Here is a 22,915-nt window from a genome sequence, read left to right as displayed (position 1 = left end):
ACCTTACGTAAGGGTTAGAGTTCGTGTCGGAGCCCCAGACCCTCAAGATCGGCGACCTCGCCCGCAAGACCGGCAAGTCCCTCCGGGCGCTGCGCCTGTACGAGGAGCTGGGCCTGCTGCGGGCGGCGCGGTCGACCGGTGGCTTCCGCCTGTACGGCCCCGATCAGGTCGCGCGGGTCTACTGGATCGCGAAGCTGCAGGACATGGGCTTCACGCTGCCGCAGATCCAGGGGCTCATCGACACCGTCGAGTCGTCGGTCTCGGGCCCTGGCGCGATGGAATCGCTGCGCGAGCTGTTCCGCTCGAAGCTCGCCGACACGCGCTCGCAGGTCGAGCGACTGCTGCAGCTCGAGCGCGACCTCGCCGAGAGCCTCGCCTACCTCGAGGGTTGCCGCGCGTGCACCCACGACCACGAGCTCGACTCGTGTGCCGCGTGCGACTCGGTGCACGCCGATCAAACCGCACCCAGCCTGGTCGCGGGTGTGCACCTCGCCCCCGCGATCCCCACGCGCATCCGCCCCCGCGAGAGCCGGTGAGGCCCAAGAGAAGACGCCATGACCGTGAAGACGCCGATCTATCTCGACTACGCCGCCACCTGCCCGGTCGATCCGCGCGTGGTCGACACCATGCTGCCCTACTTCACGCAGATGTATGGCAACGCGGCCAGCCGCACCCATGCCTTTGGGTGGACCGCCGAGGAGGCGGTCGAGCGTGCGCGCGGCGAGATCGCGAGCACCATCGGTGCCGACAGCAAGGAAATCACCTGGACCAGCGGCGCGACCGAGTCCAACAACCTCGCGATCAAGGGCGTGGTCGAGTACCTCGCCCACGGCGCCGAGGGCCGACCGCAGCACGTCGTGACGGTGGCGACGGAGCACAAGGCCGTACTCGACACCTGCAAGCACCTCGAGCGCGACGGCGTCGAGGTCACGTACCTGCCGGTCGGGCGCGACGGCCTGGTGCGCATGGACGAGCTGGCGGCGGCGATGCGCGAGCACACCTCGCTGGTGTCGATCATGTTCGCCAACAACGAGACCGGCGTGATCCAGCCGATCGCAGAGATCGGCAAGCTGTGTCGCACCCGCGGGGTCCTGTTCCACACCGACGCGACCCAGGCGTTCGGCAAGGTGCCGATCGACGTCGACGCGATGTGCATCGACCTCGCGAGCATGTCGGCCCACAAGATCTACGGGCCCAAGGGCGTGGGCGCGCTGTACGTGCGCCGTCGCAAGCCGCGGGTCCGGCTCGCGCCGCAGATCCACGGTGGCGGTCACGAGCGGGGTAACCGCTCCGGTACGCTCAACGTGCCGGCGATCGTCGGCTTCGGCGAGGCCGCGAGGATCGCCCGCGAGGGCATGGCGGCCGAGGCCGCGCACATCGCCGAGCTGCGCGACTACCTGTGCGATCGGCTCACCCGCGAGATCGACCACGTGGTGCGCAACGGCGCGCCCGAGCACATGCTGCCGGGCCATCTCAACCTGAGCTTCGCGTACATCGAGGGCGAGTCCCTGCTGATGGCGCTCAAGGAGGTCGCGCTGTCGTCGGGCTCGGCCTGCACCTCGGCGAGCCTCGAGCCGTCGTATGTGCTGCGCGCGATGGGGCTCGACGACGAGCTGGCCCACTCGAGCCTGCGCATGACGATCGGACGCTTCACCACCCGCGAGGAGCTCGACTACGTGGCCGAGCTGCTCATCCACAACGTCGCGCGATTGCGCGAGATGTCCCCGCTGTGGGAGATGGTCCAAGACGGCATCGACCTCAGCACCATCCAGTGGGCCGCGCACTAGCAGCGGCACGCATCGGAGAATCACCATGGCGTACAGCGACAAGGTCATCGACCACTACGAGAATCCCCGCAACGTCGGCAGCCTCGACAAGGACGACGAAGCGGTCGGTACCGGCATCGTCGGCGCGCCGGCCTGCGGCGACGTGATGAAGCTGCAGATCCGCGTCGAGGACGGTGTCATCACCGACGCGCGCTTCAAGACCTACGGCTGCGGCTCTGCGATTGCCAGCTCGAGCCTGGTGACCGAGTGGGTCAAGGGCATGAAGGTCGAGCAGGCGCTCACCATCGACAACGCGCAGATCGCCGAGGAGCTGTCGCTGCCGCCGGTGAAGATCCACTGCTCGGTGCTGGCCGAGGACGCCATCAAGGCGGCGATCCGCGACTGGCAGGCCAAGCAGGCCGCCGGCACCGGCACCACCGCGAGCGTGGCCGAGGAGGCCGTGCCGTGAACGCAGCGGCCGTGCACAGCGACGAGGCTGGCGGCGCTCCACCGCCCGCGCCCGCGCCCGAGGCCGAGCAGACCGGCGCCGACGAGGCCCCGCCGACGGTGACGATCACCGCGCGCGCGGCCAAGATGATGCGCGATCAGCTGGTCAAGCGCGGCACGCCGCAGGCCGCGATCCGCTTCGGCATCCGCGGCGGTGGCTGCACCGGCTACTCGTACATGTTCCAGTTCGAGGACGGTCCGCCGCGCGCGAGCGATGTCGTGATCGAGTCGTTCGGGGTGCGGATGTTCGTCGACCCGAAGAGCATGCGACTGGTCAAGCACACCCGCATCGACTTCGAGACCGGCATTCGCGGCCACGGCTATCGCTTCGAGAATCCCAACGTCTCGGCCGCGTGCGGCTGCGGCGAGTCGATCAGCTTCTGATGTCGCCGACCGATCACTTCGAGCGGCTCGGGCTCGCCCGCGGCGTCGATCTCGACACCGCCGCGCTCGAGCAGGCCTACCTCGCGCTGGCCCAGGCCCACCATCCCGATCGGGCGGTGGGCCAGGACGCCGCCGCGCGCAGGGCCGCGATGGAGGCGAGCGCGGCGATCAACGAGGGCTATCGCATCCTGCGCGACCCCGTGCGCCGCGCCGAGTACCTGTGCAAGCTCGCGGGCATCGATCTCGACGTCACCGATCGTGAGCGCGGTGCACCGCACATGCCGCCCGCGTTCCTGGCCGAGATGATCGAGCGTCGCGAGGCGCTCGAGGGCGCGCGCAAGCAGGGCTTCGCGGCCATCGATGCCCTGCGCAGTGCGACCGCGACCGAGCTCGCGACCTGCTTCGCGCGGGCATCTGCCGCGCTGCGGTCCGGCGAGGTGCGGTCGGCCGCGGTGGCCCTGGTCGAGCGTCGCTACCTGCAGCGCCTGATCGACGAGATCGACGAGATCGACGAGGTGTGATGTCAGGCATCGACGACTCGCTGGCCGACGCCGGCGCCCTGTTTCAGATCGAGGAGCCGGCCCGGGCGGTGGCGAAGCCCCGGGCGCCCGGCCGCGGCATCGGCATCGATCTCGGCACTACCCACAGCCTGGTCGCGATCGCGGCGCACGGCGGCGCCCCGCGGGTGCTCGACGTCGACGACGGCCCACTGCTGGCCTCGGTGGTCGACTACAGCGGCGAGCGTCCGGTGGTGGGGCGACGCGCGCGGGCCCACGCGGTCACGGCGTCGTCGCAGGTGGTCGCCTCGGTCAAGCGCTTCATGGGCCGCGGTCGTGCGGAGATCGGTTTCCGCCACCCCTACCGGATCGACGACGACGACGGCGTGCTGCGCCTCGACGTCGGTCGCGGTCGGCGGGTCACGCCGATGGAGGTCAGCGCGGAGCTGCTCGCGGTGCTGCGCGCCCGCGCCGAGCAAGAACTCGGGGGGCCCGTCGACGGTGCCGTCATCACGGTGCCGGCGTACTTCGACGACGCCCAGCGCCAAGCCACCAAGGACGCTGCGCGCATCGCTGGGCTCACGGTCTATCGTCTGCTCGCAGAGCCGACCGCGGCCGCGCTGGCGTACGGGCTCGATCGCGGCGAGCGCGGCACCTTCGCGGTGTTCGACCTCGGCGGCGGCACCTTCGACATCAGCGTGCTGCGCCTGCACGACGGCGTGTTCCAGGTGCTCGCGACCGGCGGCGACTCAGCGCTGGGCGGCGACGACTTCGATCGCGCGCTGGCGGCCGAGCTGCTCGCGCGCGCGGGCGTGGTCGCGCCGACGGCCGAGGTCGCCGCCGAGGCGCTGCAGGTCGCGCGCGCCGCCAAGGAGGCGCTGTCCGATCGCGAGGAGATCGACGTCGAGCTGCCGCGCGCCCAGCTCGCGCCGCTGCGGCTGACCCGTGCCGCGCTCGAGGCGGTGATCGAGCCGGTCGCGCGGCGCACGGTCGCGCCCTGCCGGCGCGCGCTCGCGGACGCGGGCATCACCGCCGACGCCCTCGACGGCGTGGTGCTGGTCGGCGGATCGACGCGCTCACCCCTCGTGCGCCGCCTGGTCGCCCACGTGTTCGGTCGCGAGCCGCTGCACGATCTCGATCCCGACCAGGTGGTCGCGCATGGCGCGGCGATCCAGGCCGACGTGTTGTCGGGTAGCGAGCGCGAGGGCATCACGCTGCTCGACGTGGTGCCGCTGTCGCTGGGCCTCGAGACGATGGGCGGCATGATCGAGAAGATCATTCCGCGCAACGCGACCATCCCGATTGCCGCGCGACAGGTCTTCACCAACTACAGCGAGCAGCAGACCGGCATGGTCATCCACGTGGTCCAGGGTGAGCGCGAGATGGTCCGCGACTGCCGCTCGCTGGCGCGCTTCGAGCTGCGCGGGATCCCGCGGCTGCCGCCGTCGATGGCGCGGGTCGAGGTCACGTTCCAGCTCGACGCCGATGCGTTGCTCACCGTGACCGCGCGCGAGCTCATGACCGGGGTCAAGCAGACCGTCGAGATCAAGCCCACCCACGGGCTGTCTTCGACGCAGGTCGACGAGCTCGTGATGGAGAGCCTCGATCGCGCCGAGGACGACTTCGCCGCCCGCAACCTCGCGGAGGCCCGGGTCGAGCTCGATCGCGTGGCACTGGCGGTCCGCACCGCGCTCGCGGAGGTCGGTCACCTGACCTCGTTGCTGCCGGTCGACGAGCGGGCCGCGATCGAGGCGGCGCTGACCCGCGGCGACGCGGCCCTTGCCGCCGAAGACGCCCGTGCAGTCGTGCGCGCCCGCGAGCAGCTCGAGAGCGTCAGTGAGCCGTTCGCGCGCCGCCGCATGGAGCGGGCGCTGCACGACGGCATGGCCGGCCGCACGGTCGCCGAGATCGAAGCGACGGTGGCCGACGAGGACGCGCTCGCCGAGCGTCGCGGGAGTCACGGCGCCGAGACCATCGACGGCGAGCCGTCGTAGACCCCCCGAAGAGCACCCCGCGCAAATGCCCAAGATCACCTTCATCGATCCCCACGGAACCCGCACCGAGGTCACGGTGAAGCCACGGGAGGACGACCTGCTCGCGATCGCCGAGGAGCACGGCGTCAAGATGGGCAGCGCGTGCGGCGGCGTCTGTGCCTGCTCGTCGTGCCACGTCTACGTGCGCGAGGGGCTGGGCAGCCTCGCGGAGATGACCGAGCGCGAGGAGGACCGGCTGGACATGGGCTTCGACGTGCGGCCCTATAGCCGGCTGGGCTGCCAGTGCGTGGTGCAGACCGAAGATCTGATGGTCGAGATCACACAGGAGTCACTGCAGGTGTGGTTCAACGAGCACCCCGAGCACCGCCCCGATCGCAGCGGCTCCGGCGCTTGATACAATCCCCCGCGGGGGCCCGCGCGCCGGCACGCGGGGACGGGGGCGATGGTGGCGACGGGGAACGAACAGCTCGAGGATCGGCTGGCCGCGGGGCGACCGCAGCTCGGCGATGCGCTCGAGCAGCTGCGCCGCCGCACGGTTGCGCGGGTGGTCGGCCGACGTCCACAGATGATCGGTCGCATGCGGCTGGTGCGGGTGCTCGGGGCCGGCTCGTTCGGCACCGTGTACGAGGCCCATGACGAACGCCTCGATCGCCGCGTCGCGGTGAAGGTCGTCGAGACCCGCGGCGCAGAGCACCACGCCAGGGCCCTGCGCGAGGCACAGCTGCTGGCCGCGATGTCGCATCCCAACGTGGTGTCGGTGTTCGCGGTCGGCGTCACCGATGATCCGCCTCCGCGTCCGTACTTGGTGATGGAGCTGATCGAAGGCCAGAGCCTGCGGCAGTGGTTTGCGCAGCCGCGGACCTGGCGCGAGGTGGTGGCGGTGTTCGTGCAGGCCGGGCGTGGACTCGCGGCCGCGCACGCCCGTGGTGTGCTGCACCGCGACCTCAAGCCCGAGAACATCATGCTCGCCGCCGATGGTCGCGTGCGACTGGTGGACTTCGGGCTCGCGCGGGGCCTCGACGACACCGCGCCCTCGTTCGAGGAGCCCACGCTGGGCAGCGGCGGGACCGTCGAGCTGACCCCCGTCGGCGCGGTCATGGGCACGCCGGCGTACATGGCCCCGGAGGCGTTCGGTGCTCCGTCGACACCGTGGTCGGATCAGTACAGCCTCGCGGTCGCGCTGTACGAGGGCCTGTGGGGCCGTCGCCCCTACGACGCCGACAGCACCGACGCGCTGCACGACCAGCAGCTCCACCACGCGGTGCAGCTGCCCGCCGAGCGTCGCGGTGTCCCGGGCTGGCTCGCGCGCGTGGTGTTGCGCGCGCTCCGACGCGAGCCGACCGCGCGCTTCGCCGACGTCGACGCGTTCGTCGCGGCGCTCGCCCGTCACGATGCGCGGCGGTGGTGGCCGGCGGCGGCGGTGGCTGCGTCGGCGGTGGTGCTGGGCGGCGCGATGCTCACGCCCGCCCGCGCCCCGGCGTGCCGCAGCGCCGACGATCACTGGTCGAGCATCACCACGCAGCGGGTGCCGGATCAGGTCGCGCACGCGGTGGTCGCCTACGAGCGGGCGTGGCGGCAGGTCGAGCACGAGCTGTGCGCGGCCGACGAGCTCGACGCTGGGCGGCGGCGGTGCCTCGACGAGCGTCGTCTCGACGTCGAGCAACTGGTGTCGATCGTCGCCGAAGACGACGCCTGGCAGCCCGGCGACGGCGACCCGCTGCGTCGGGTCGCGCAGCCACGCGCGTGCCAGCTGGCCGCGGGCGCCGACGCGGATCGGCTGGCCACCGAGCTCGGCCGCAGCGAGCGCATCGATCGCGAGCTCGCACTCCTGCGCGCGTACGACGGCATGACGATGGTCGCGCAGGGCCTGGAGCTCTCGCGCACCCTGCTGGTCGACCCCGAGGTCACGCGCAGGCCGGAGCTGCTCGCCGAGGTCTCGTTCGCGCGCGGGCGCATGCTCGAGGTCGCCTCGGAGCAGGACGAGGCCGCGGCCGCCTTCGAGCAGGCGTTCCTGCTGGCGCAGCGCGAGCGACTCGATCGCATCGCCGCGCGGTCGGCCAGCGAGCTCGTGCGCGTCAGTGTCGCCCGCGGGGCGCTCGACGATGCGCGGCGGTGGGCTGCGCACGCCGAGGCCACGCTCGCGCGGGCGGGCGAGCGCGACGAGGTCGACATGGTGCTCACCGAGGGCTTGGCGTCGATCGCCGAGTCCGAGGGGGACTTCGATCGCGCCGCCACGCTGCTGCGCGGGGCCATCGACGCCGTGGTCGCGCGCGAGGGCGAAGACACCTGGATGCGCACCGGTGCGCTCAACCACCTCGGCGTGGTGCTCTACCGCGCGGGACGCTACGCCGAGGCCGAGCCCGTGCTGCGTCGCGCGATCGAGCTGTTCGAGCTCCACGGCGGCATGGGCTCGCCGGCCCGCGCGTCGGGGCTCGACAACCTCGGCGCCACGCTCTCGGAGCTGGGCCGCTACGACGAGGCCCTGGTCCTGCACCGCGAGGCGCTCGCGATCCGCGAGGCGACGCAGGCCGCCGACCACCTCGACATCGGCTTCTCCCACGGCAACATCGCGTTGGCGCTGTCGCGACTCGGGCGTCCGCAGGAGGCGCTGGCGGCCATCGAGCGCGCCCACGCGGTGTTCGTGCTGCGGCTGGGCGGGCAGCACCCGCTCGTCGCGCAGCTGCTGGGCCAGCGCGCGGAGGTCGAGCTGCAGCTGGGCGACCGCACGCAGGCCGCGGCCGCGGACTACGAGCGAGCGGCCGCGATCTACGACGCCAACGGTGCCCGCTTCGCCGATGCGGCCGCCGAGCTGCGGGCCCGGCTCGCCGCGATGCGCCCGCAAGCCGAGCCGGCGGTGGGTGGCGCATGACCGACGATCTCGCGCTGCTCGCGGCGTGGCGCCGCGGTGATGGTGACGCGGGCGAGCTGCTGATCTCGCGGCACGTCGAGGCCGTGCATCGCTTCTTCGCCAACAAGGTGCGCCAGGGCTGCGACGACCTGGTCCAGAACACGTTCTTGGCCTGCGTCGAGAGTGTCGACGACTTCGCGGGCCGGGCCAGCTTCCGCTCGTACCTGTTCGCGATCGCCCGCAACATCCTCTTCCGGTACTACCGCGACGGGCGTCGCGACTTCGATCCCCTCACCAGCAGCGTGGCATCGCTGGTCGACGTCGCGGCCTCGCCGGCCGAGCGGCTCGCGGCCGCCGAGCAGGAGCGCGCGCTCTTGCGGGCACTGCGGACGCTGCCGCTCGAGCTACAGACCTTGGTCGAGCTGGCGTACTGGGAGGGCCTCAGCGATCGCGAGGTCTCCGAGGTGCTCGAGGTCCCCGCCGGCACGATCAAGAGCCGGCTCCGACGCGCGCGCGCGCTGCTCGACGAGGAGCTCACGCGTTCGGCGTCGTCACCGGCTCTGCTCGAGTCGGCCCAGCGCACCTTGGCGAGCTGGGCCGCGCACATCCGTGCGGCCACCGGCATCGCCGGTGGCCACGGCCGCCGCTGATCTCGCGGCGACGCAGGCGACCGACTAACGGCAGCAGGTGCCGCTGTTCCACAGCGCGATGACGCCGCTGTAGACCACGACGTTGCCGTCGTCCTGCACCGTGAGGTAGGCGCCGGGCTGTCCGTAGGTGCCGCTGTTCCACAGCGCCGATCCGGCGGCCGAGTAGACGACCGCGTTGCCGTCCTCCTGCATCACGAACGCGCTCGGGGTGTTGCCCGCCGTGGCGGTGTTCCACAGCGCGCCGGCGTCGGCCTGGTAGAGCACGAGGTTGCCGTCGCTCTGCATGACCAGCGAGAAGCGTCCGTCGCACGAGGTCACGGCCTCGTCGGCGTGGAGCGCATCGCCGGGCAGCATGATGCCGCAGCCCGCCGGTGGCGGTGCGGGCGGCTGCGGCGTGCCACCACCACCACCACCGCCGACGTCACCGCCGCACGCGGTCGGACTGGTCGACTTCAGCAGGTCGAACGGGTTGATGTCGTGGCTGTAGTCGCCGTTGGGGGAGACGTTGAAGTGCAGGTGGGTCGAGCCGGTGCCGGTCGCACCCATGTAGCCGATCAGCTGGCCCGCGGCGACCTGCTGACCGGGCGAGACCACGTACTCGTCGAGGTGGCCGTAGTAGTACTCCCAGCCGCACGCGTCGCGGACGCGCACGCGCTTGCCCGAGGTGTTGCTCACGACTCCGACCTTCACGACCACTGCGTCGGCGACCGCGACCAGCTCCGCGCGGTGGTGGGCAAACACATCGATGCCGTGGTGGTCGCCGCCCCAGTCGCTGTTCGCGTGGGCGTCCGGACAGGTGGTCTCGCAGGTCCCGCTGCCGCAGCTCTTGGCGTCGTAGCCGATGTTGTGCGTGCCGCTGACGGGGAACACCGACATCTGCGGCGCGCACGACGTGGCCGCAGTCGGCGGCGGTGGGTCGCCCTCGCCGTCGTCACCCAGCGGTTCGATGTCGAGGCTGTCCTCGTCCTCGAGCGCGTCCTGGCCCTCGCCGTCGATGCCGTCGTAGCAGGCGGTCGCGAGCGTCAGTGGGAGCGTCGCGAGCATCGCGAGCGCGGTGCGCAGGCGCGTGGCGGGCACACGGGGGAGGTCGCGGTCATCGAGCTGGGAATGCGTCATCGTCTTCACCCTTCGCGTTGGAGGTGGTGCCTCGACGACAGCGGTCGGTTTAAGTGCCTGCGTAGAAATCTGCAGGCCCGCACGATCCCAAGCGCCCCCCGGCGAACCGATGCGGTCGCGCGGTCACACGCGGGCCCATGGCGCCGCCGCGATCTACCGCGACGCGCGGGGTCGACGCGGGCGCGGCGCGGCAGGGCTCGACCCGCCGGTCAGCTCGGCGTGGCGGAAGCAGCCGACCTCGTGGTCGTTCACCATCCCGGCGGCTTGCATGTACGCGTAGCAGATGGTCGAGCCCACGAACTTAAAGCCGCGGGCCTGTAGCGCCTTGCTCATCGCGTCGGACTGCGCGGTGCGGGGCGGCACGTGGGCCATCGATGGCCACGCGTTGGCCTGCGGTGCGCCGCCGACGAAATCCCAGATCCAGCGATCGAACGAGCCGAACTCCGCCTGCAAGGCGAGGAAGGCCCTGGCGTTGCCGATGGTGGCCTCGATCTTCTGACGGTTGCGGACGATGCCGGGGTCGGCGACCAGGCGCTCGACGCTGCGTTGGTTGAAGCGTGCGATCGCGGCGGGGTCGAAGTCGGCGAACGCCTTGCGAAAGCCCGCGCGCTTCGCCAGCACGATGGCCCAGCTGAGGCCGGCCTGGAACGCGTCGAGCAACATGAACTCGAAGTGCTTGCGATCGTCGTGCAGCGGCACGCCCCACTCGTGGTCGTGATACGCGACCATCACGGGGTCGCTGCGGGTTGGATCCTTGCCGAGGCACCAGCGGCAGCGCGGACGCGAGGGGGCGGTGGGTGCTGCGGTGCGGGGGCCGGCCATGTTCACGGGCGATCATGGCGAGCGCGCGCGCGATCGAGCAAGTGCGCGTGTGCTGACGCGCAGCCGCGGCTGCGGAACCCGGGACGGGCTGCGGCAACTCCCGCCCGAGGCGGGGCTGCGGCGCACGGTTGGTTCGTGCGCGCCGGCGCCCCGGGCACGCGGGATCCAACGACATGACGACGCATGACGCGAGTTGCCGCCGCGTGGGACTGCTGGCCACGGCCATGGCCATGGCCATCGCGTGCGGCGGCGACCCCCGCAGCGACGCCTTCAACTCGAGCAGCGCGGGCCACGGGTCCACCGGCACGGCGGCGGATGCCGACGGCAGCGCCGGATCGGGCGGCGAAGCGGCCGGCGGTCCCGCCAGCGCGACCGTAGCGGACAGCGGCGACGACGGGCTCGGCAGCGACGGTGGTGCGCCGGTGCTCGACGTCGGCGCGGGCGATGGTGGCGGCGTGGTGCCGACGCAGTGCGACGAGCTCGAGGCCAGCGAGACCACGGTGGGCTGCACCTTCTTCGCGGTCGATCTCGACCAGACCGGCATCTTCGAGAACCAGCAGTTTGCGGTGGTCGTGAGCAACGTGCAGGCCGGCGTCGCCGCCGAGGTCGTGGTCGAACGCCGCGACGCGGGCGCCTGGGTCACCGTCGACGGGCCGGTGCAGGTGCCCGCGATGCAGCTGCACACGTTCGCGCTGCCCAACCTCGTGCAGCAGGGCAGCGGCATCCGTGCGGGTGGGGCCTACCGCGTGCGCGCCAGCGTGCCGATCATCGCCTACCAGTTCAATCCACTCGTGATGGGCTGGTGGAGCTCGGATGCCTCGCTGCTGTATCCGCTCGAGGCCTGGGACACGCTGGTCGACGTCGTGCACTGGGGCGAGGGCTCCGGGCGCGGATCGATCACCATCGTCGCGGCGGTCGACGGCACGCAGGTCTCGGTGCGGCCGACCACCGCCACCACGGGCGCCGGCGGGGTGCCACCGGGGGTCGCCGGGGGCACCTTCATGCTCACGCTCGACGAAGGCGACATCGCCCAGGTCGCGGTCGCCACCGAGAACGCCTCGCTCACCGGCACACGGGTCGAGAGCGATCAGCCGATCGCAGTGTTCACCGGCCACGAGTGCGCCTTCGTTCCGGGCGACAAGTACGCCTGCGATCACCTCGAGGAGCAGATGGCGGGCCTGCGCCAGTGGGGCAAGCAGTTCGTCGCGGCCCGCGTACCACCACGGCTGCCGAGCAGCCCCGAGCGATCGCTGTGGCAGATCTACGCCAGCGAGGACGGCACCACCATCGCGTTCGATGTGCCGGCCGGGGTCACCGGCGTGCCCGCAGGGCCGCTGCAGCTCGACGCCGGCGAGCTCGCGCAGTTCTACGTCGCCGGCAACGCGGCGGCGCCCGGCGACTTCTTCGTCGACGCCGACAAGCCCATCGCGGTGTTCAACTACATGACCGGCTACGAGGACATCTCGCCACCGACGATGCTGGGCGACCCCGCGATGCTGCAGCACGCGGGCATCGAGCAGTTCCTCGATCGCTACGTGCTGTTGGTGCCGAGCGAGTGGACGTGGGACTTCCTCGTCATCACGCGGCCCGAGGGCGCCGGAGTGCAGGTCGACGGCGTCGCCGTCGACGATGCCGCGTTCGTGCCGGCGGGCGGCGGCTTCGAGGTCGCGCGCGTGCAGGTCGAGGACGGTGTCCACGACGTCGCCGGCGACGCACCGATCGGGGTGGCGGTCGTGGGCTACGACACCGCGGACAGCTACGCGTACCTCGGCGGCGGCGGCACGGGCCTCATCAACCCGACCCCAGCCGGCTAGTACCTCGACACAGCGATAGTGATCGATTGAGGCGCGGTTAACGCAGCTCTGGGAGCTGCGCAGGCGGCACGAGGATCTCGATGGTTCGAGCGCGGCCGGGTTCACGTCGAATCAGGCCGCGCTTCTCGAGGGTGACGACCATCGAGTGCACGACCGGGGGCGTGACCTCGAAGTACTCCTGCATGTCGGCCTCTGCGGGGGGCCGGCGATGGAGCTTGGTGTAGAGGTAGATGAAGGCGAGGTACTGGCCTTGCTTGTCGGTGAATGCGGCGTCGGCGGGGATCGACATGGGATCTCGGATGTGATCTGAGACGTGTGGCTCCGCGGAGCCGGAGGTCCGATGAACGTCCGCTACATCGTAGAGCTGACCGAAGACGAGCGCGAAGGTCTTCGAGAACGGCTCGGTCGAGGCACTGAGCGAGCGCGCAAGCACACGCGTGCGCAGATCCTGCTCGCGTGTGATCGAGGTCTCTCGGATGAGGAGACCGCGCAAGTGCTCGGCTGCGGCACGGCGACGATCTACCGAGTGAAGAAGCGGTTCGTCGAGGAAGGACTCGATGCAGCGCTCAGCGATCGTGCTCGGCCCAGGCCGGAGCGGAAACTCTCAGGACGCGAGGAAGCCGTCCTCATCGCGCTGGCATGCTCGAAGCCGCCAACCGGTCGCAAGTGCTGGACCCTCGAGCTTCTCGCGGGCGAGGTCGTGCAACTCGTCGACCACGACAGCATCTCTCGCGAAACTGTCCGGCGGAGGCTCTCCGAGAACGATCTCAAGCCCTGGCAGAAGAAGATGTGGTGCATCCCGTGTGTCGATGCCGAGTTCGTCGAGCGTATGGAGGACGTGCTCGACCTCTACGCTGAGACGCCCGATCCGGAAGCGGCCGGTCGTCTCCTTCGACGAGAAGCCGTACCAGTTGATTGGCGAGACACGTGCGTCCGTCCGAGCGAAGCCGGGCCAACCCGCGCGCATCGACTACGAGTACACACGCAACGGAACCGTCAACATCTTCGTCATGGTCGACGCGCATCGGCCATGGCGACACGCCAAGGTTACCGACCAGCGCACGAGCATCGACTTCGCCGAGTGCATGCGCGACCTCGTTGACGTTCACTACCCGAACGCCGACGTCATCCGCGTCGTACTCGACAATCTGAGCACGCACCGCGCGAAGAACCTGTACGACGCCTTCCCCGCCCCGGAAGCCCGCCGCATCCTTCGACGGCTCGAGTTCCATCACACACCCAAGCATGCGAGCTGGCTCAACATGGTCGAGATCGAGATCGGCGTGCTCAGCGGGCAGTGCCTCGACCGGCGCATTCCCGACCGCGCGATGCTCGAAGTCCACGTCGACGCGTGGTCCGCCGCACGCAACCGCGACGGCCATCGCATCAACTGGATGTTCCGAGTCGACGACGCACGGCGGAAGCTTGGCCACGCCTACCCGAAGCCGCTCTTCGACACGCCGTTGCCGGCCGCCGCGTGAACCCATCACTATCGCTGTGTCGAGGTACTAGTACCTCGACACAGGGATTGTGACGGGCCATGACACCGCCCTGACCGCGCCTCGCTGCGTTGCCGCACCTTGAAAATACGCCCGGTATTCCGGCGGCACGGCGCCTTGTGTCGAGGTACTAACCGCCGGTGAACACCGGCGGGCGCTTCTCGACGTAGGCCGCCAGGCCCTCGGCCGCGTCGTCACCCTCGAACAGCCGCTGCTGCAGCTCGCGCTCGAGCGCGAGCCCCTCGGACAGGCTCGCCTCGGCGCCGCTGATGCACGCGCGCTTGATGAATCCGACCGCTCGCGAGGCCGCACGGGGAGGGATGAAATCGCGTGCCCACTGCAGCACGTGGGCGTGGAAGCTGTCGTGATCAGGGTCGTCCCACAGCTGGTTGACGAGCCCGAGCCCGTGGGCGCGCTCGAAGTCGAAGGTCTCGCCGGTCGCCATCAGCTCGATCGCCTTCGCGCGGCCGAGCGTTCGCACCAGCCGCTGGGTGCCGCCGGTGCCGGGCAGGACCCCGAGCTTGACCTCGGGCAGGCCGCAGGTGCCCGAGCCGCGTCGCGCGACCCGTAGGTCGCACGCGAGCGCGACCTCGAGGCCGCCGCCCACGCAGTGGCCGTCGATCGCCGCGATCACCAGCTTGGGCGTGTGCTCGAGCCGCTGCAGGGTCTCGTTGGCGTGGAGGCAGAAGTTGTACTTGAAGTAGGGGTCCGCGCCCTGCAGCACGGTGATGTCCGCGCCGGCGCAGAAGAAGCGTTCGCCGGCGCCGCGGATCACGATGGCATGGACGGCAGCGTCGAAACGCGCCCGCAGGATCGCCGCGTCGAGCTCCTGCATCATCTCGTAGGAGTAGCAGTTGGCGCGTCCCGCCTGCAGGGTCAGTCGCGCGATGCCTTCGAGGGACTCGTACTCGACCAGTGCCATGGCGGGAGCATACACTCTGGCCGCAGGGGAGCTCGGCCGATGCAAGCAGACGCGAACCCGGTCGAACCACCGCCAGGACTCCACGTGCTGCCGGTGGCGGTGGGGTGGGGCCACTGCGACCCCGCGGGCATCGTCTACTTCCCGCGCTTCTTCGAGATGTTCCACGCCGCCATGGAGACGTGGTTCGACACCCGGCTCGCGATGCCCTACGCGGAGGTCATCGGCGTGCGCAAGCTGGGCTTCCCAAGCGTGCACACCGAGGCCGACTTCCGTCGGCCCACGCGCTTCGGCGAGACCGTCGACGTCGAGCTGCGGGTGGTCCGGGTCGGGACCTCGTCGATCGAGTTTTCCTACGTCATACGCGGCCGCGTCGGCACCGACGACGTGCGCGCGACCGGCAAGACCGTGTGCGTGGTGATGGACCTCGACCCGGCCCGCGACAGCTACCGCCGCAGCGTGCCGTTGCCGCCCGACCTGCGCGACCGCATCGCCGGGTTCGGCGTCGGCTGATCGGTACTAGAACGGGATGTTGATGTTGAGCGCGAAGTCGGCCCCGCTGACGTCGGCGTTGTCGATCGTCACCTCGACACACCCGGCCATGAAGCCGTTCGCAAATGCGAGGTCACCCATGTCGGCGTCGGGCGCATCGGGATCGGCATTCTCGTCGTCGTCGAGGAAGCCGGCGATGTAGTACGTGCCGTTGGGCAGGCCCGAGATGGTGAAGTCGACCGGCGTGTTCGTCATCGAGAGATCGGCCATCTCCACCGAGGTGCCACCGGCGGAGGCCGCATCCTGGGCGCACTCGGTCAGCGCGCCGACGTAGAGCGTGCCGATGCCGTCGTCGCCGATCGAGATCACGGCGAGCGCCGAGCGGGTCACCTGGCCCGAGACCGAGAAGCCGCTCGCGCCGGTGTCGGAGCTGGATCCGCCGCTGGGGTCGGTGGTCGAGGAGTCGACGCCCTCGGTGGTGGTCGCGTCGGTGGTGGTCGCGTCGGTGGTCGACGAGGTCGCGGTGGTCGAGGCGGTGGTGTCGGTGGTCGAGGCGGTGGTCGAGGCGGTGGTCGAGGCGGTGGTCGACGCGGTCATGCCGGTGCTGCCCGAGCCGCCGCTACTGCTGGAATCACCCGAGCCCCCGTCACCGCTGCCCGTGGGGCCGCAGGCGCAGAGGGTGAGCACGACGAAGGTCGAGGACAAGGCTGCGATGCGCATGGCCACGAGGCTATCACGCCGTGATGCCACCATCGGCTATGCTCGCGCCCGCCATGGGGTCTTCGCGCATGCTTCGTCGAACATCACGCGCACTCGCACGATTCGATCACGGGTCGACACCGGCTGCGGCCAAGTCACTCGCTCGCAGCTGCGCGCGCTTGCTCGCGCTCGCGCTCGGCTGTCGGCCCAACGGCGACGTCCGGCCGCCGGAAGCGACGACTCCACCGACGCCGATCGCCACCCCCGACACGCCCGCCACCGTCCACCTCGAGCGCGCACGCGTGCGCGAGCACATCGCGTTCTTGGCCGACGACGCGCAGCAGGGCCGTGCCCCCGGCAGCGACGCAGATCGTGCGGTGCAGGCCTACGTGGTCGACGCCATGAAGCGCGGCGGGCTGCGCCCGGGCTTCGGCGATGCGTGGGTCGAGCCGTTCGAGATCGTCGACGGCGTGCGCGAGCGACCCGACCAACACACCGCGCTGGCGGTGGGCGGCGCCGCGATTCCGCACGCGATGGTGCCGTTCGCGGCCGAGACCACCGCGCCGGTGGCAGCCAAGCTGGTGTTCGTCGGCTACGGCATCGGCAAGGGCGGCGTCGGGACCGGCGACTACGAAGGGCTGAAGGGCAAGGTGCGCGGTGCGATCGTCGTGGCGCTCGCCGGTGGGCCCGCGGGTGATCCCCACCTCAGCGTCGCCGACACGCGCGCGGCCGGGAAGGCCATCGCCGCCCGTGATCACGGCGCGGTCGGGTTCGTGCTGTGGGACCCGAGCAGTGATCGCTTCCCCAACCACGGCGAAGCCGCGAACCTCGAGCTGCCCGCGGTCGTGGTCGGCACCGCCGGCACCGCCGCGCTGGCGTCGGCGTTGGGTGCCCGCGGCGGCGACGATCCAGCCGCACTCCCGCGCGGCCGCACGAGCAAGCGCAAGGCCAGCCTGCACACGCCGATCGAGCGTGTGCGCCTGCAGACCGCCAACGTCGTCGGCCGCATCCCCGGCGCGGGCAAGTCGGGTCGCGTCGTCGTCATCGGCGCGCACATGGACCACCTGGGCTTCGGCACCGACACCTCGCTGGCGCCCGGTGAGCATGCGATCCACAACGGCGCCGACGACAACGCCTCGGGCGTGGCGGTGATGCTCGAGCTGTGCGCCGCCGAGGCCCGGCGGCCGGTGGCCGAGCGTCCGTTCGACGTGGTGTGCATCGCCTTCGGCGCCGAGGAGATGGGGCTGTTGGGATCGAAGCACCACGTGCACGCGCTGCCCGAGGCCGAGCGGCGTCGCATCGCCGCGATGCTCAACTTCGACATGGTCGGGCGACTGGGTCCGGAGGGCCTGGTGGTCGCGGGGGCGGGCACCGCCAAGGAGTGGCCGCAGCTGGTCGAGCAGGCCCGCGGCGAGCTCACCGTCCACACCACCGACGACGGCTACGGGCCCTCGGATCACGGCAGCTTCTACGAGGCTGCGATCCCGGTGCTGCACTTCTTCACGGGGCCGCACGAGGACTATCACAAGCCCAGCGACGACCTCGCGAAGATCAACGACGCCGGCGCGGCTCAGGTCGGCGACGTCGCGCTCGCGATCGTCGACGCGATCCAACGCGACGCGATGGCGCCGAGCTACGTCGAGGTTGCGCGGCCAGCGACCCCGCGCGGTGGCGGCTTCCGGGTCTCGCTCGGCACGATCCCCGACTACGGCGCGCAGGTCGACGGCGTGCGGCTGTCGGGCGTGCGCAAGGGCGGCGCGGCGGAGCAGGCCGGGCTGCGCAAGGGCGACGTCATCGTGAAGATCGCCGCGCGCGACATCCACAACCTCGACGACTACATGGCCTCGTTCGCCGAGCTCGCGCCGGCGGTCGCGGTACCGATCGTGGTCGTGCGGGATGGCGCGCGGGTCGAGCTCCAGCTGGTGCCGCAAGCGCCCCAGGCTCGCTGACGGGTTGCGCCGGAAATCGCCGGGACCTCGGTGTCTCACGCACACGAGGTGGGGTTGATGTCCAGGGGCGCACCGATGCCGTTGCCGTCGCAGCCGTCGCTCATCGACGCGCAGCTGCAAAATGCCGACTGGTTCGCGGCCGCCGGGCAGATCGGGCCCGCGCTCGGGCTCTACCGCACCGCGGCCCAGACCGCGGAGGCGCAGGGCCTGGGCCAGCGCGCGCTGGCGATCCATGCTCGCATCGCGCGGCTCGATGCCGATCCCGCGGTGCGCCTGCGCATCGCCGCGCTGCAGCTGCAGCTGGGCCAGGCCGACGTCGCGGCCGCCACCGCCGACGGGGTCGTGAAGGACGAGCTGCGACTGCAGCGAGTGCCGCAGGCGATGGCCGCCGCCCGGCTCGCCGTAGCGGCGGAGCCGACCGAGTCGCGTCGGTTGTTGCTCGCCGATCTCGCCGCGCGCATGGGTACCCATGCCGACGCCGCCGATCAGCTGGCGATCGTCGCGCAGGTCGAGCTGGCGGCGGGCCGCCACGCCCGCGCGCAGTCGCTGTGCGGCCGCGCGCTGCGGCTCTCACCGCAGCACGTGCCGAGCCTGCGCGTTGCGGTCGACGCCCACCTGCGCGCGCGCGACATCCACCGGGCGGTGGCCGCGATTCGGACGATCCTCGCGCTGCTACCCCATGACGAGCAGGCCGCCGAGGGCATGGCCAACGCGTTCGTGTTGCTGGGCAAGCCGGATCGCGCGGCCGAGGTGCTGCATCTGCTGGCGCTGCGGCTCGCCGATGCGGGCCCGGACGCGAGCGCGTCGGCGCGCGCCGCCGTACGTCGTGCCCTGGCGTGGCAGCCCCAGCATGCGGGCCTGCAGGCGCTCGATCGACGGCTGGCGCAGCCGGCGAGCACGCCCGTGCAGGCGCAGGGCGACGACGCCACGCGCGTCATCGATCTGCGGGACCTCGTGGAGGTCGGGCGTGCGAGCCCGCCCGCGCCCGCGCGCGCGCCCGCGAGGCCGATGCGCAGGACCGGGCCCTACGCGCTGCGCAGCTCGGCCCCCACCTGATCACGCGCATCGCGGACACGCGCTCGGGCGACGCGCACGCGCACACCTGCGTGGGCGCGCGGCGATCGATCTCGTGCACCGGATCGATCCAATGGCCAGCGCGGCGTGGCTGACCCGCAAGGCGGTATGATCGTCGCCGTGCTGGCGTGGCCGATCGCGGTGATGCTGGCGGCCGCTCCATTCGGCCGCTACCGCGAGGTCGCGTGGTCGACGGACGAGGGCCTGCCGCAGTCCTCCGTCACCGCCATCGCGCAGAGCCGCGACGGTTGGCTCGACATCGGCACCTTCGGCGGCTTCGCGCGCTACGACGGCCACGCCTTCGAGATGGTGTCGGCGGCCGAGGGCGATGGCTGGAGCACGATCCGCATCAGCGCGATCGCGGTCGACGACGACGGACGCCGCTACATCGGCCTGCAGGATGGCGGCATCGTGGTGCTCGAAGCCGACGGCTCCGAGCAGGTGTTGCCGGTGGCAGCCACACTCGATGGTGCGGCGATCTGGTCGCTCGCGCCCGACGGCGACGTGTTGTGGGCGGCGGGTCAGCAGGGCGTCGCGCGGCTCGAGCGCGGCACGTGGACGGCGATCGAAGGGGTCGAGATCGGGCACGCGGTGCTGCGTCACGGCGACGACGTGTGGATCGGGCATGAGCCAGGCCTCGCACGCGTGGTCGACGACCGTGCGGTGCCCGTGACCACGCCCATCGCCCCGGTATTCGCACTCGAGCCCAACGGCGCCGCGCTGCTGGTCGGCGGTGGCGGCGGCGTGGTCGAGCGCAGTGGCGGTCGCACGCGACTGCTCGCGACCGAGCCGGCGCGCGAGCTGGCGGTCGCCGCCGATGGCACCATCTTCGCGGCGTTCGACTCGCGCCTGCACATCGTCGGTGAGGCCGGCAGCCGCGAGCTCGGTGCGACGATCCGCGATCTCCTGGTCGACCGCGAGCAGGGCCTGTGGGTCGGCACCGATCCGGGCGGCCTGCATCGCTTCGTCGCCGAGGACTGGCGGCTCATCGACGTCGGCGACGGCGTGCTGCCGATGATCGAGCTCGCCGACGGCGCGTTGTTGGTCGGCTATGGCTGCGAGCCCGGCGGGCTGGTGCGGATCGAGGCCGATGGCGACATGGTCGGCATCGCCGGTGGGTGCGTCCGCGCGCTTGCCCGTGACGATCGCGGCGTGCTGCTCGGCGTCGGCACCCAGCTCGCCCGCCTGGAGGACGAAGATCGCGTCGTGACCGTGGCCGAGCTGGGCCACAACGTGCAGGTCGTGACGCCGAAGGGGCGCGACGTCTGGATCGGCACCGATAGCGGCGGGGCGTTCCGCGTCCGTGACGGGCACGTGACGCCGGTGGACGTCGGCGATCGGCGCGTGCTGGCGATCGCCGTCGGCGTCGCCGACGATCTGTGGTTCGGCACCCACCGCGGTCTCTCGCACTTGCAGGGCGGTGTGCTCGAGCGCTTCACCCGGGATGCTGGCGTGCCGGCCGGTGAGATCCGGGCGCTCCACGTCGATCGCGACGGCACGGTGCTGATGGGTAGCTACGGCGGTGGTCTCGGCGTGTGGCGGGCCGGCAAGTTCCACCGCATCACCCGCGCCGATGGGCTCGCGGACGACGTGGTGTCGGCGATCCTCGACGACGATCACGGCGCGCTGTGGCTGCACGGCAACCGTGGCCTCACCCGCGTCATGCGCGGCGATCTCGAGCGCCACCTCGTCGACCCCGAACACCACGTGGCCGCGCGCCGCTGGGCCACACCCGAGGGCAATGGCGGCGGGCAGCCAGCCGGTGTGCTCACCGCGAGCGGCACGCTGATGCTGCCGACGGTCGACGGCGTGCTCGCGCTGGATCCGTCGCAGCTGGTCAACAACCCGGTCGTGCCGCAGGTGCAGATCCGCCATGCCGTGATCGACGGCGTCGAGCTGACGCCGGGAAGCACGCCCGAGGTGCCGCCGGGTCCCGGTCACCTCGAGCTCGCGTTCACCTCACCGATCCTGCGACACCCGGAGCTGGCGGTGTTCGAGTATCGCGTGCTCAGCGATGGCGAGGAGGTCGTGCCGGGCTGGCGTCGCGCCGACGCCGATCGCCGCGCGAGCTGGGTCGGGTTCACGCCCGGCCGACACACCATCGAGCTGCGCGCGGCGGCCGAGCAGGGCGAGTGGTCGCCGACGGTCGCGGTCGCATTCGAGCTGCTGCCGCACTGGTACGAACGTTGGTGGGTGCGCGCGGGGATGTTCTTGGCTGCACTGGCCGCGGTCGCCAGTGTGCTGGCGGCGCGCGCCCGCTGGCTGCGCCGCAACGTGCAGCGATTGCAGGGCGAGGTCGAGCGACGTGCGGCGGTCGAACAGGCGCTGCGCGTCAGCGAGGCCCATCACCGCCGGGTGTTCGAGGCCGGCTCCGACGCGTTGTTCGTGGTCGGGCGCGACGGACGGGTGCAGCAGGCCAACGCGGCGGCGCAGCGCCTGCTCGGTCGCGATCCGGTGGGGCGGCCGTTCGAGCCGCTGTTCACCGCGCCGCGCGGGCTCGAGGGCGTGCGCGGCATCGCCGACAGCTCGTCCCCTCGCTACGTCCTGCTGGCGCGCATGCCGTTCGACGACGATCGCATGCTCGCGCGGGCGGTCGACGTCACTGCTCGCGTGCTCGGTGAAGAGCGACAGCGCGAGCTCTCGCGACGCCTCGAGCGGGCCGAGCGACTCGAGGCGGTCGGACGACTCGCGGGTGGCATCGCCCACGACTTCAACAACCTGCTCACGGCGGTCCGCGGCGCTGCCGAGGCGCTGCAGTCGCTCGACGAGCACGAGCGCTCCGAGTCGAATGCCCTGGTCGAGATGCTGCAAGGCTGCGTCGACCGTGGCGCGACGCTCACGCGGCAGCTGTTGTCGTTCGCGCGCCGGCAGGCGCTCGAGCCCGACGCCATCGACACCTGCGCGTTGCTGCGCGAGCTCCAGACCATGCTGTCGGCGCTGCTGCGTGACGACGTGCGGCTGCGCCTCGCCCTCGGAGAGAGCCCGCTCGGTGTGCATGCCGATCCCGCGCAGCTCGAGCTCGCGATCGTCAACCTCGTGCTCAACGCCCAGGAGGCGATGCCTGGCGGCGGCGAGATCACGATCATCGTGCAGGCCTGCGAGCACGCCGAGGCCGCGCGCCGTTGGCCCGATCTGCCCGGCGGCGTGGCCTGTTGGACCGTCATCGAGGTCACCGACACTGGCGTGGGCATCCCCGCCGATCGGCTCGAGAAGGTGCTCGAGCCCTTCTACACCACGCGGGCGGCGGGGACCGGGCTGGGGCTGCCGTCGGTGCTCGGCTTCGCCGAGCAGTCGGGCGGTGGCCTGCGACTGCGATCGCAGGTCGGTGTCGGCACCACCGTCACGATGCTGCTGCCCAACACCCAGCCGCGCGCCCGCAGCGTCGTGCCCGCGGCTTCGACCGCGGTTGCACCGGCGCCTCGGCGCGCGCGCGTGGTCGTGTGCGACGACGACGACCTCGTCCGCGCGAGCCTGGTGACCTCGCTGCGACGTGGCGGCTACGAGCCGATCGCGTTCGCGGATCCCGAGGCCGCGGCACTGGAGCTCGAGTCCGGTCTGGCGTGCGAGATCCTCGTGACCGACGTCGTGATGCCGCGGCTCTCGGGGCCCGAGCTGGCGCGGCGTGTGCTCGCGCGGCGACCCGGGCTGCGGGTGCTGTTCGTGAGTGGTTATCTCGATCAACACGACGCGACGAGCCTGCCCGGTCGTCTGCTCGCCAAGCCGCTGCGGACCCGCGAGCTGCTCGACGCCGTTGCCGCGGCGCTCACCGAGACCTGGCCGCAGGCGTCTGGCGGCTGATCGCGCGCGACCGCTTCGGTGGAGGCGCGGCGGATGACCGGACCCGCGCCGGCGCGTATGATCGTCCGCGCGTGACGGGCGGGCGTG

The 22,915-nt window shown here is 71.5% G+C and carries 19 protein-coding genes and 1 pseudogene; 15 read left to right on the top strand and 5 right to left on the bottom strand.

Annotation, left to right across the window (positions count from 1 at the left end; translation table 11 throughout):
• Positions 1-23 precede the first annotated feature (23 nt).
• The 9 genes from IPH07_12845 (at position 24) to IPH07_12805 (ending at position 8,646) form a co-directional block, all read left to right on the top strand.
• Positions 24-536 carry a MerR family transcriptional regulator gene (locus IPH07_12845; protein MBK6918275.1) on the top strand — a complete coding sequence of 171 codons (513 nt, stop codon included), beginning with the start codon at positions 24-26 and terminating at the stop codon, positions 534-536.
• A 24-nt stretch (positions 537-560) separates the two neighbouring features.
• On the top strand, positions 561-1,787 hold the full coding sequence (locus IPH07_12840; protein MBK6918274.1) for an IscS subfamily cysteine desulfurase: 1,227 nt from the start codon (positions 561-563) through the stop codon (positions 1,785-1,787).
• 25 nt (positions 1,788-1,812) lie between these two features.
• Positions 1,813-2,235, top strand: a complete 423-nt coding sequence (iscU, locus tag IPH07_12835) for a Fe-S cluster assembly scaffold IscU (GenBank protein MBK6918273.1) — start codon at positions 1,813-1,815, stop codon at positions 2,233-2,235.
• Between the two features lie 125 nt (positions 2,236-2,360).
• Positions 2,361-2,657 carry an iron-sulfur cluster assembly accessory protein gene (locus IPH07_12830; GenBank protein ID MBK6918272.1) on the top strand — a complete coding sequence of 99 codons (297 nt, stop codon included), beginning with the start codon at positions 2,361-2,363 and terminating at the stop codon, positions 2,655-2,657.
• Positions 2,657-3,178 (top strand): Fe-S protein assembly co-chaperone HscB, encoded by a 522-nt coding sequence (hscB, locus tag IPH07_12825; protein MBK6918271.1) that lies wholly within the window; start codon positions 2,657-2,659, stop codon positions 3,176-3,178. The genes IPH07_12830 and hscB overlap by 1 nt, the downstream gene beginning before the upstream one ends.
• On the top strand, positions 3,178-5,148 hold the full coding sequence (hscA, locus tag IPH07_12820) for a Fe-S protein assembly chaperone HscA (GenBank protein MBK6918270.1): 1,971 nt from the start codon (positions 3,178-3,180) through the stop codon (positions 5,146-5,148). The genes hscB and hscA overlap by 1 nt, the downstream gene beginning before the upstream one ends.
• Positions 5,149-5,173: 25 nt before the next feature.
• Positions 5,174-5,542: a 2Fe-2S iron-sulfur cluster binding domain-containing protein gene (locus tag IPH07_12815; protein ID MBK6918269.1), complete on the top strand. Its 369-nt coding sequence runs from the start codon at positions 5,174-5,176 to the stop codon at positions 5,540-5,542.
• Positions 5,543-5,590: 48 nt separating this feature from the next.
• Positions 5,591-8,017 carry a serine/threonine protein kinase gene (locus IPH07_12810; protein MBK6918268.1) on the top strand — a complete coding sequence of 809 codons (2,427 nt, stop codon included), beginning with the start codon at positions 5,591-5,593 and terminating at the stop codon, positions 8,015-8,017.
• A complete protein-coding gene (locus IPH07_12805; protein ID MBK6918267.1) occupies positions 8,014-8,646 on the top strand; it encodes a sigma-70 family RNA polymerase sigma factor in 633 nt (210 codons plus the stop codon). The genes IPH07_12810 and IPH07_12805 overlap by 4 nt, the downstream gene beginning before the upstream one ends.
• A gap of 24 nt (positions 8,647-8,670) precedes the next feature.
• Here IPH07_12805 and IPH07_12800 read toward each other — a convergent pair whose 3' ends face one another.
• Entirely contained in the window at positions 8,671-9,762 is a 1,092-nt protein-coding gene (locus IPH07_12800) for a peptidoglycan DD-metalloendopeptidase family protein (protein MBK6918266.1), read from the bottom strand.
• Between the two features lie 153 nt (positions 9,763-9,915).
• Entirely contained in the window at positions 9,916-10,491 is a 576-nt protein-coding gene (locus IPH07_12795) for a DNA-3-methyladenine glycosylase I (protein MBK6918265.1), read from the bottom strand.
• A 317-nt stretch (positions 10,492-10,808) separates the two neighbouring features.
• Between IPH07_12795 and IPH07_12790 the strand changes: the two genes are divergently transcribed.
• Positions 10,809-12,398, top strand: a complete 1,590-nt coding sequence (locus IPH07_12790) for an IgGFc-binding protein (GenBank protein MBK6918264.1) — start codon at positions 10,809-10,811, stop codon at positions 12,396-12,398.
• A 37-nt stretch (positions 12,399-12,435) separates the two neighbouring features.
• Here IPH07_12790 and IPH07_12785 read toward each other — a convergent pair whose 3' ends face one another.
• Positions 12,436-12,687, bottom strand: coding sequence for a MarR family transcriptional regulator (locus tag IPH07_12785; GenBank protein ID MBK6918263.1), 252 nt, complete (start codon positions 12,685-12,687; stop codon positions 12,436-12,438).
• Positions 12,688-12,738: 51 nt separating this feature from the next.
• On the opposite strand from IPH07_12785, the pseudogene IPH07_12780 reads away from it, so the two are divergent.
• Positions 12,739-13,879: pseudogene (locus IPH07_12780) on the top strand (IS630 family transposase).
• Positions 13,880-14,027: 148 nt separating this feature from the next.
• Here IPH07_12780 and IPH07_12775 read toward each other — a convergent pair.
• Positions 14,028-14,819: an enoyl-CoA hydratase/isomerase family protein gene (locus IPH07_12775; GenBank protein ID MBK6918262.1), complete on the bottom strand. Its 792-nt coding sequence runs from the start codon at positions 14,817-14,819 to the stop codon at positions 14,028-14,030.
• 39 nt (positions 14,820-14,858) lie between these two features.
• Here IPH07_12775 and IPH07_12770 point away from each other — a divergent pair, with 39 nt between their 5' ends.
• A complete protein-coding gene (locus IPH07_12770) occupies positions 14,859-15,329 on the top strand; it encodes an acyl-CoA thioesterase (protein ID MBK6918261.1) in 471 nt (156 codons plus the stop codon).
• A 6-nt stretch (positions 15,330-15,335) separates the two neighbouring features.
• Here IPH07_12770 and IPH07_12765 read toward each other — a convergent pair whose 3' ends face one another.
• Entirely contained in the window at positions 15,336-16,028 is a 693-nt protein-coding gene (locus IPH07_12765; protein MBK6918260.1) for a hypothetical protein, read from the bottom strand.
• 158 nt (positions 16,029-16,186) lie between these two features.
• Here IPH07_12765 and IPH07_12760 point away from each other — a divergent pair, with 158 nt between their 5' ends.
• The 3 genes from IPH07_12760 (at position 16,187) to IPH07_12750 (ending at position 22,828) form a co-directional block, all read left to right on the top strand.
• Positions 16,187-17,956, top strand: a complete 1,770-nt coding sequence (locus IPH07_12760) for a M28 family peptidase (GenBank protein MBK6918259.1) — start codon at positions 16,187-16,189, stop codon at positions 17,954-17,956.
• Between the two features lie 75 nt (positions 17,957-18,031).
• Positions 18,032-19,012: a hypothetical protein gene (locus IPH07_12755; GenBank protein MBK6918258.1), complete on the top strand. Its 981-nt coding sequence runs from the start codon at positions 18,032-18,034 to the stop codon at positions 19,010-19,012.
• A gap of 138 nt (positions 19,013-19,150) precedes the next feature.
• A complete protein-coding gene (locus tag IPH07_12750; protein ID MBK6918257.1) occupies positions 19,151-22,828 on the top strand; it encodes a response regulator in 3,678 nt (1,225 codons plus the stop codon).
• Positions 22,829-22,915: the final 87 nt, after the last annotated feature.

This window comes from Deltaproteobacteria bacterium, assembly GCA_016709225.1.
Classification (GTDB): Bacteria; Myxococcota_A; Polyangia; order Nannocystales; family Nannocystaceae; genus Xiheibacterium; species Xiheibacterium phototrophicum.
The sequence above is the reverse complement of the archived record's forward strand: the minus strand, read 5'-3'. Positions and strand labels throughout refer to the sequence as shown.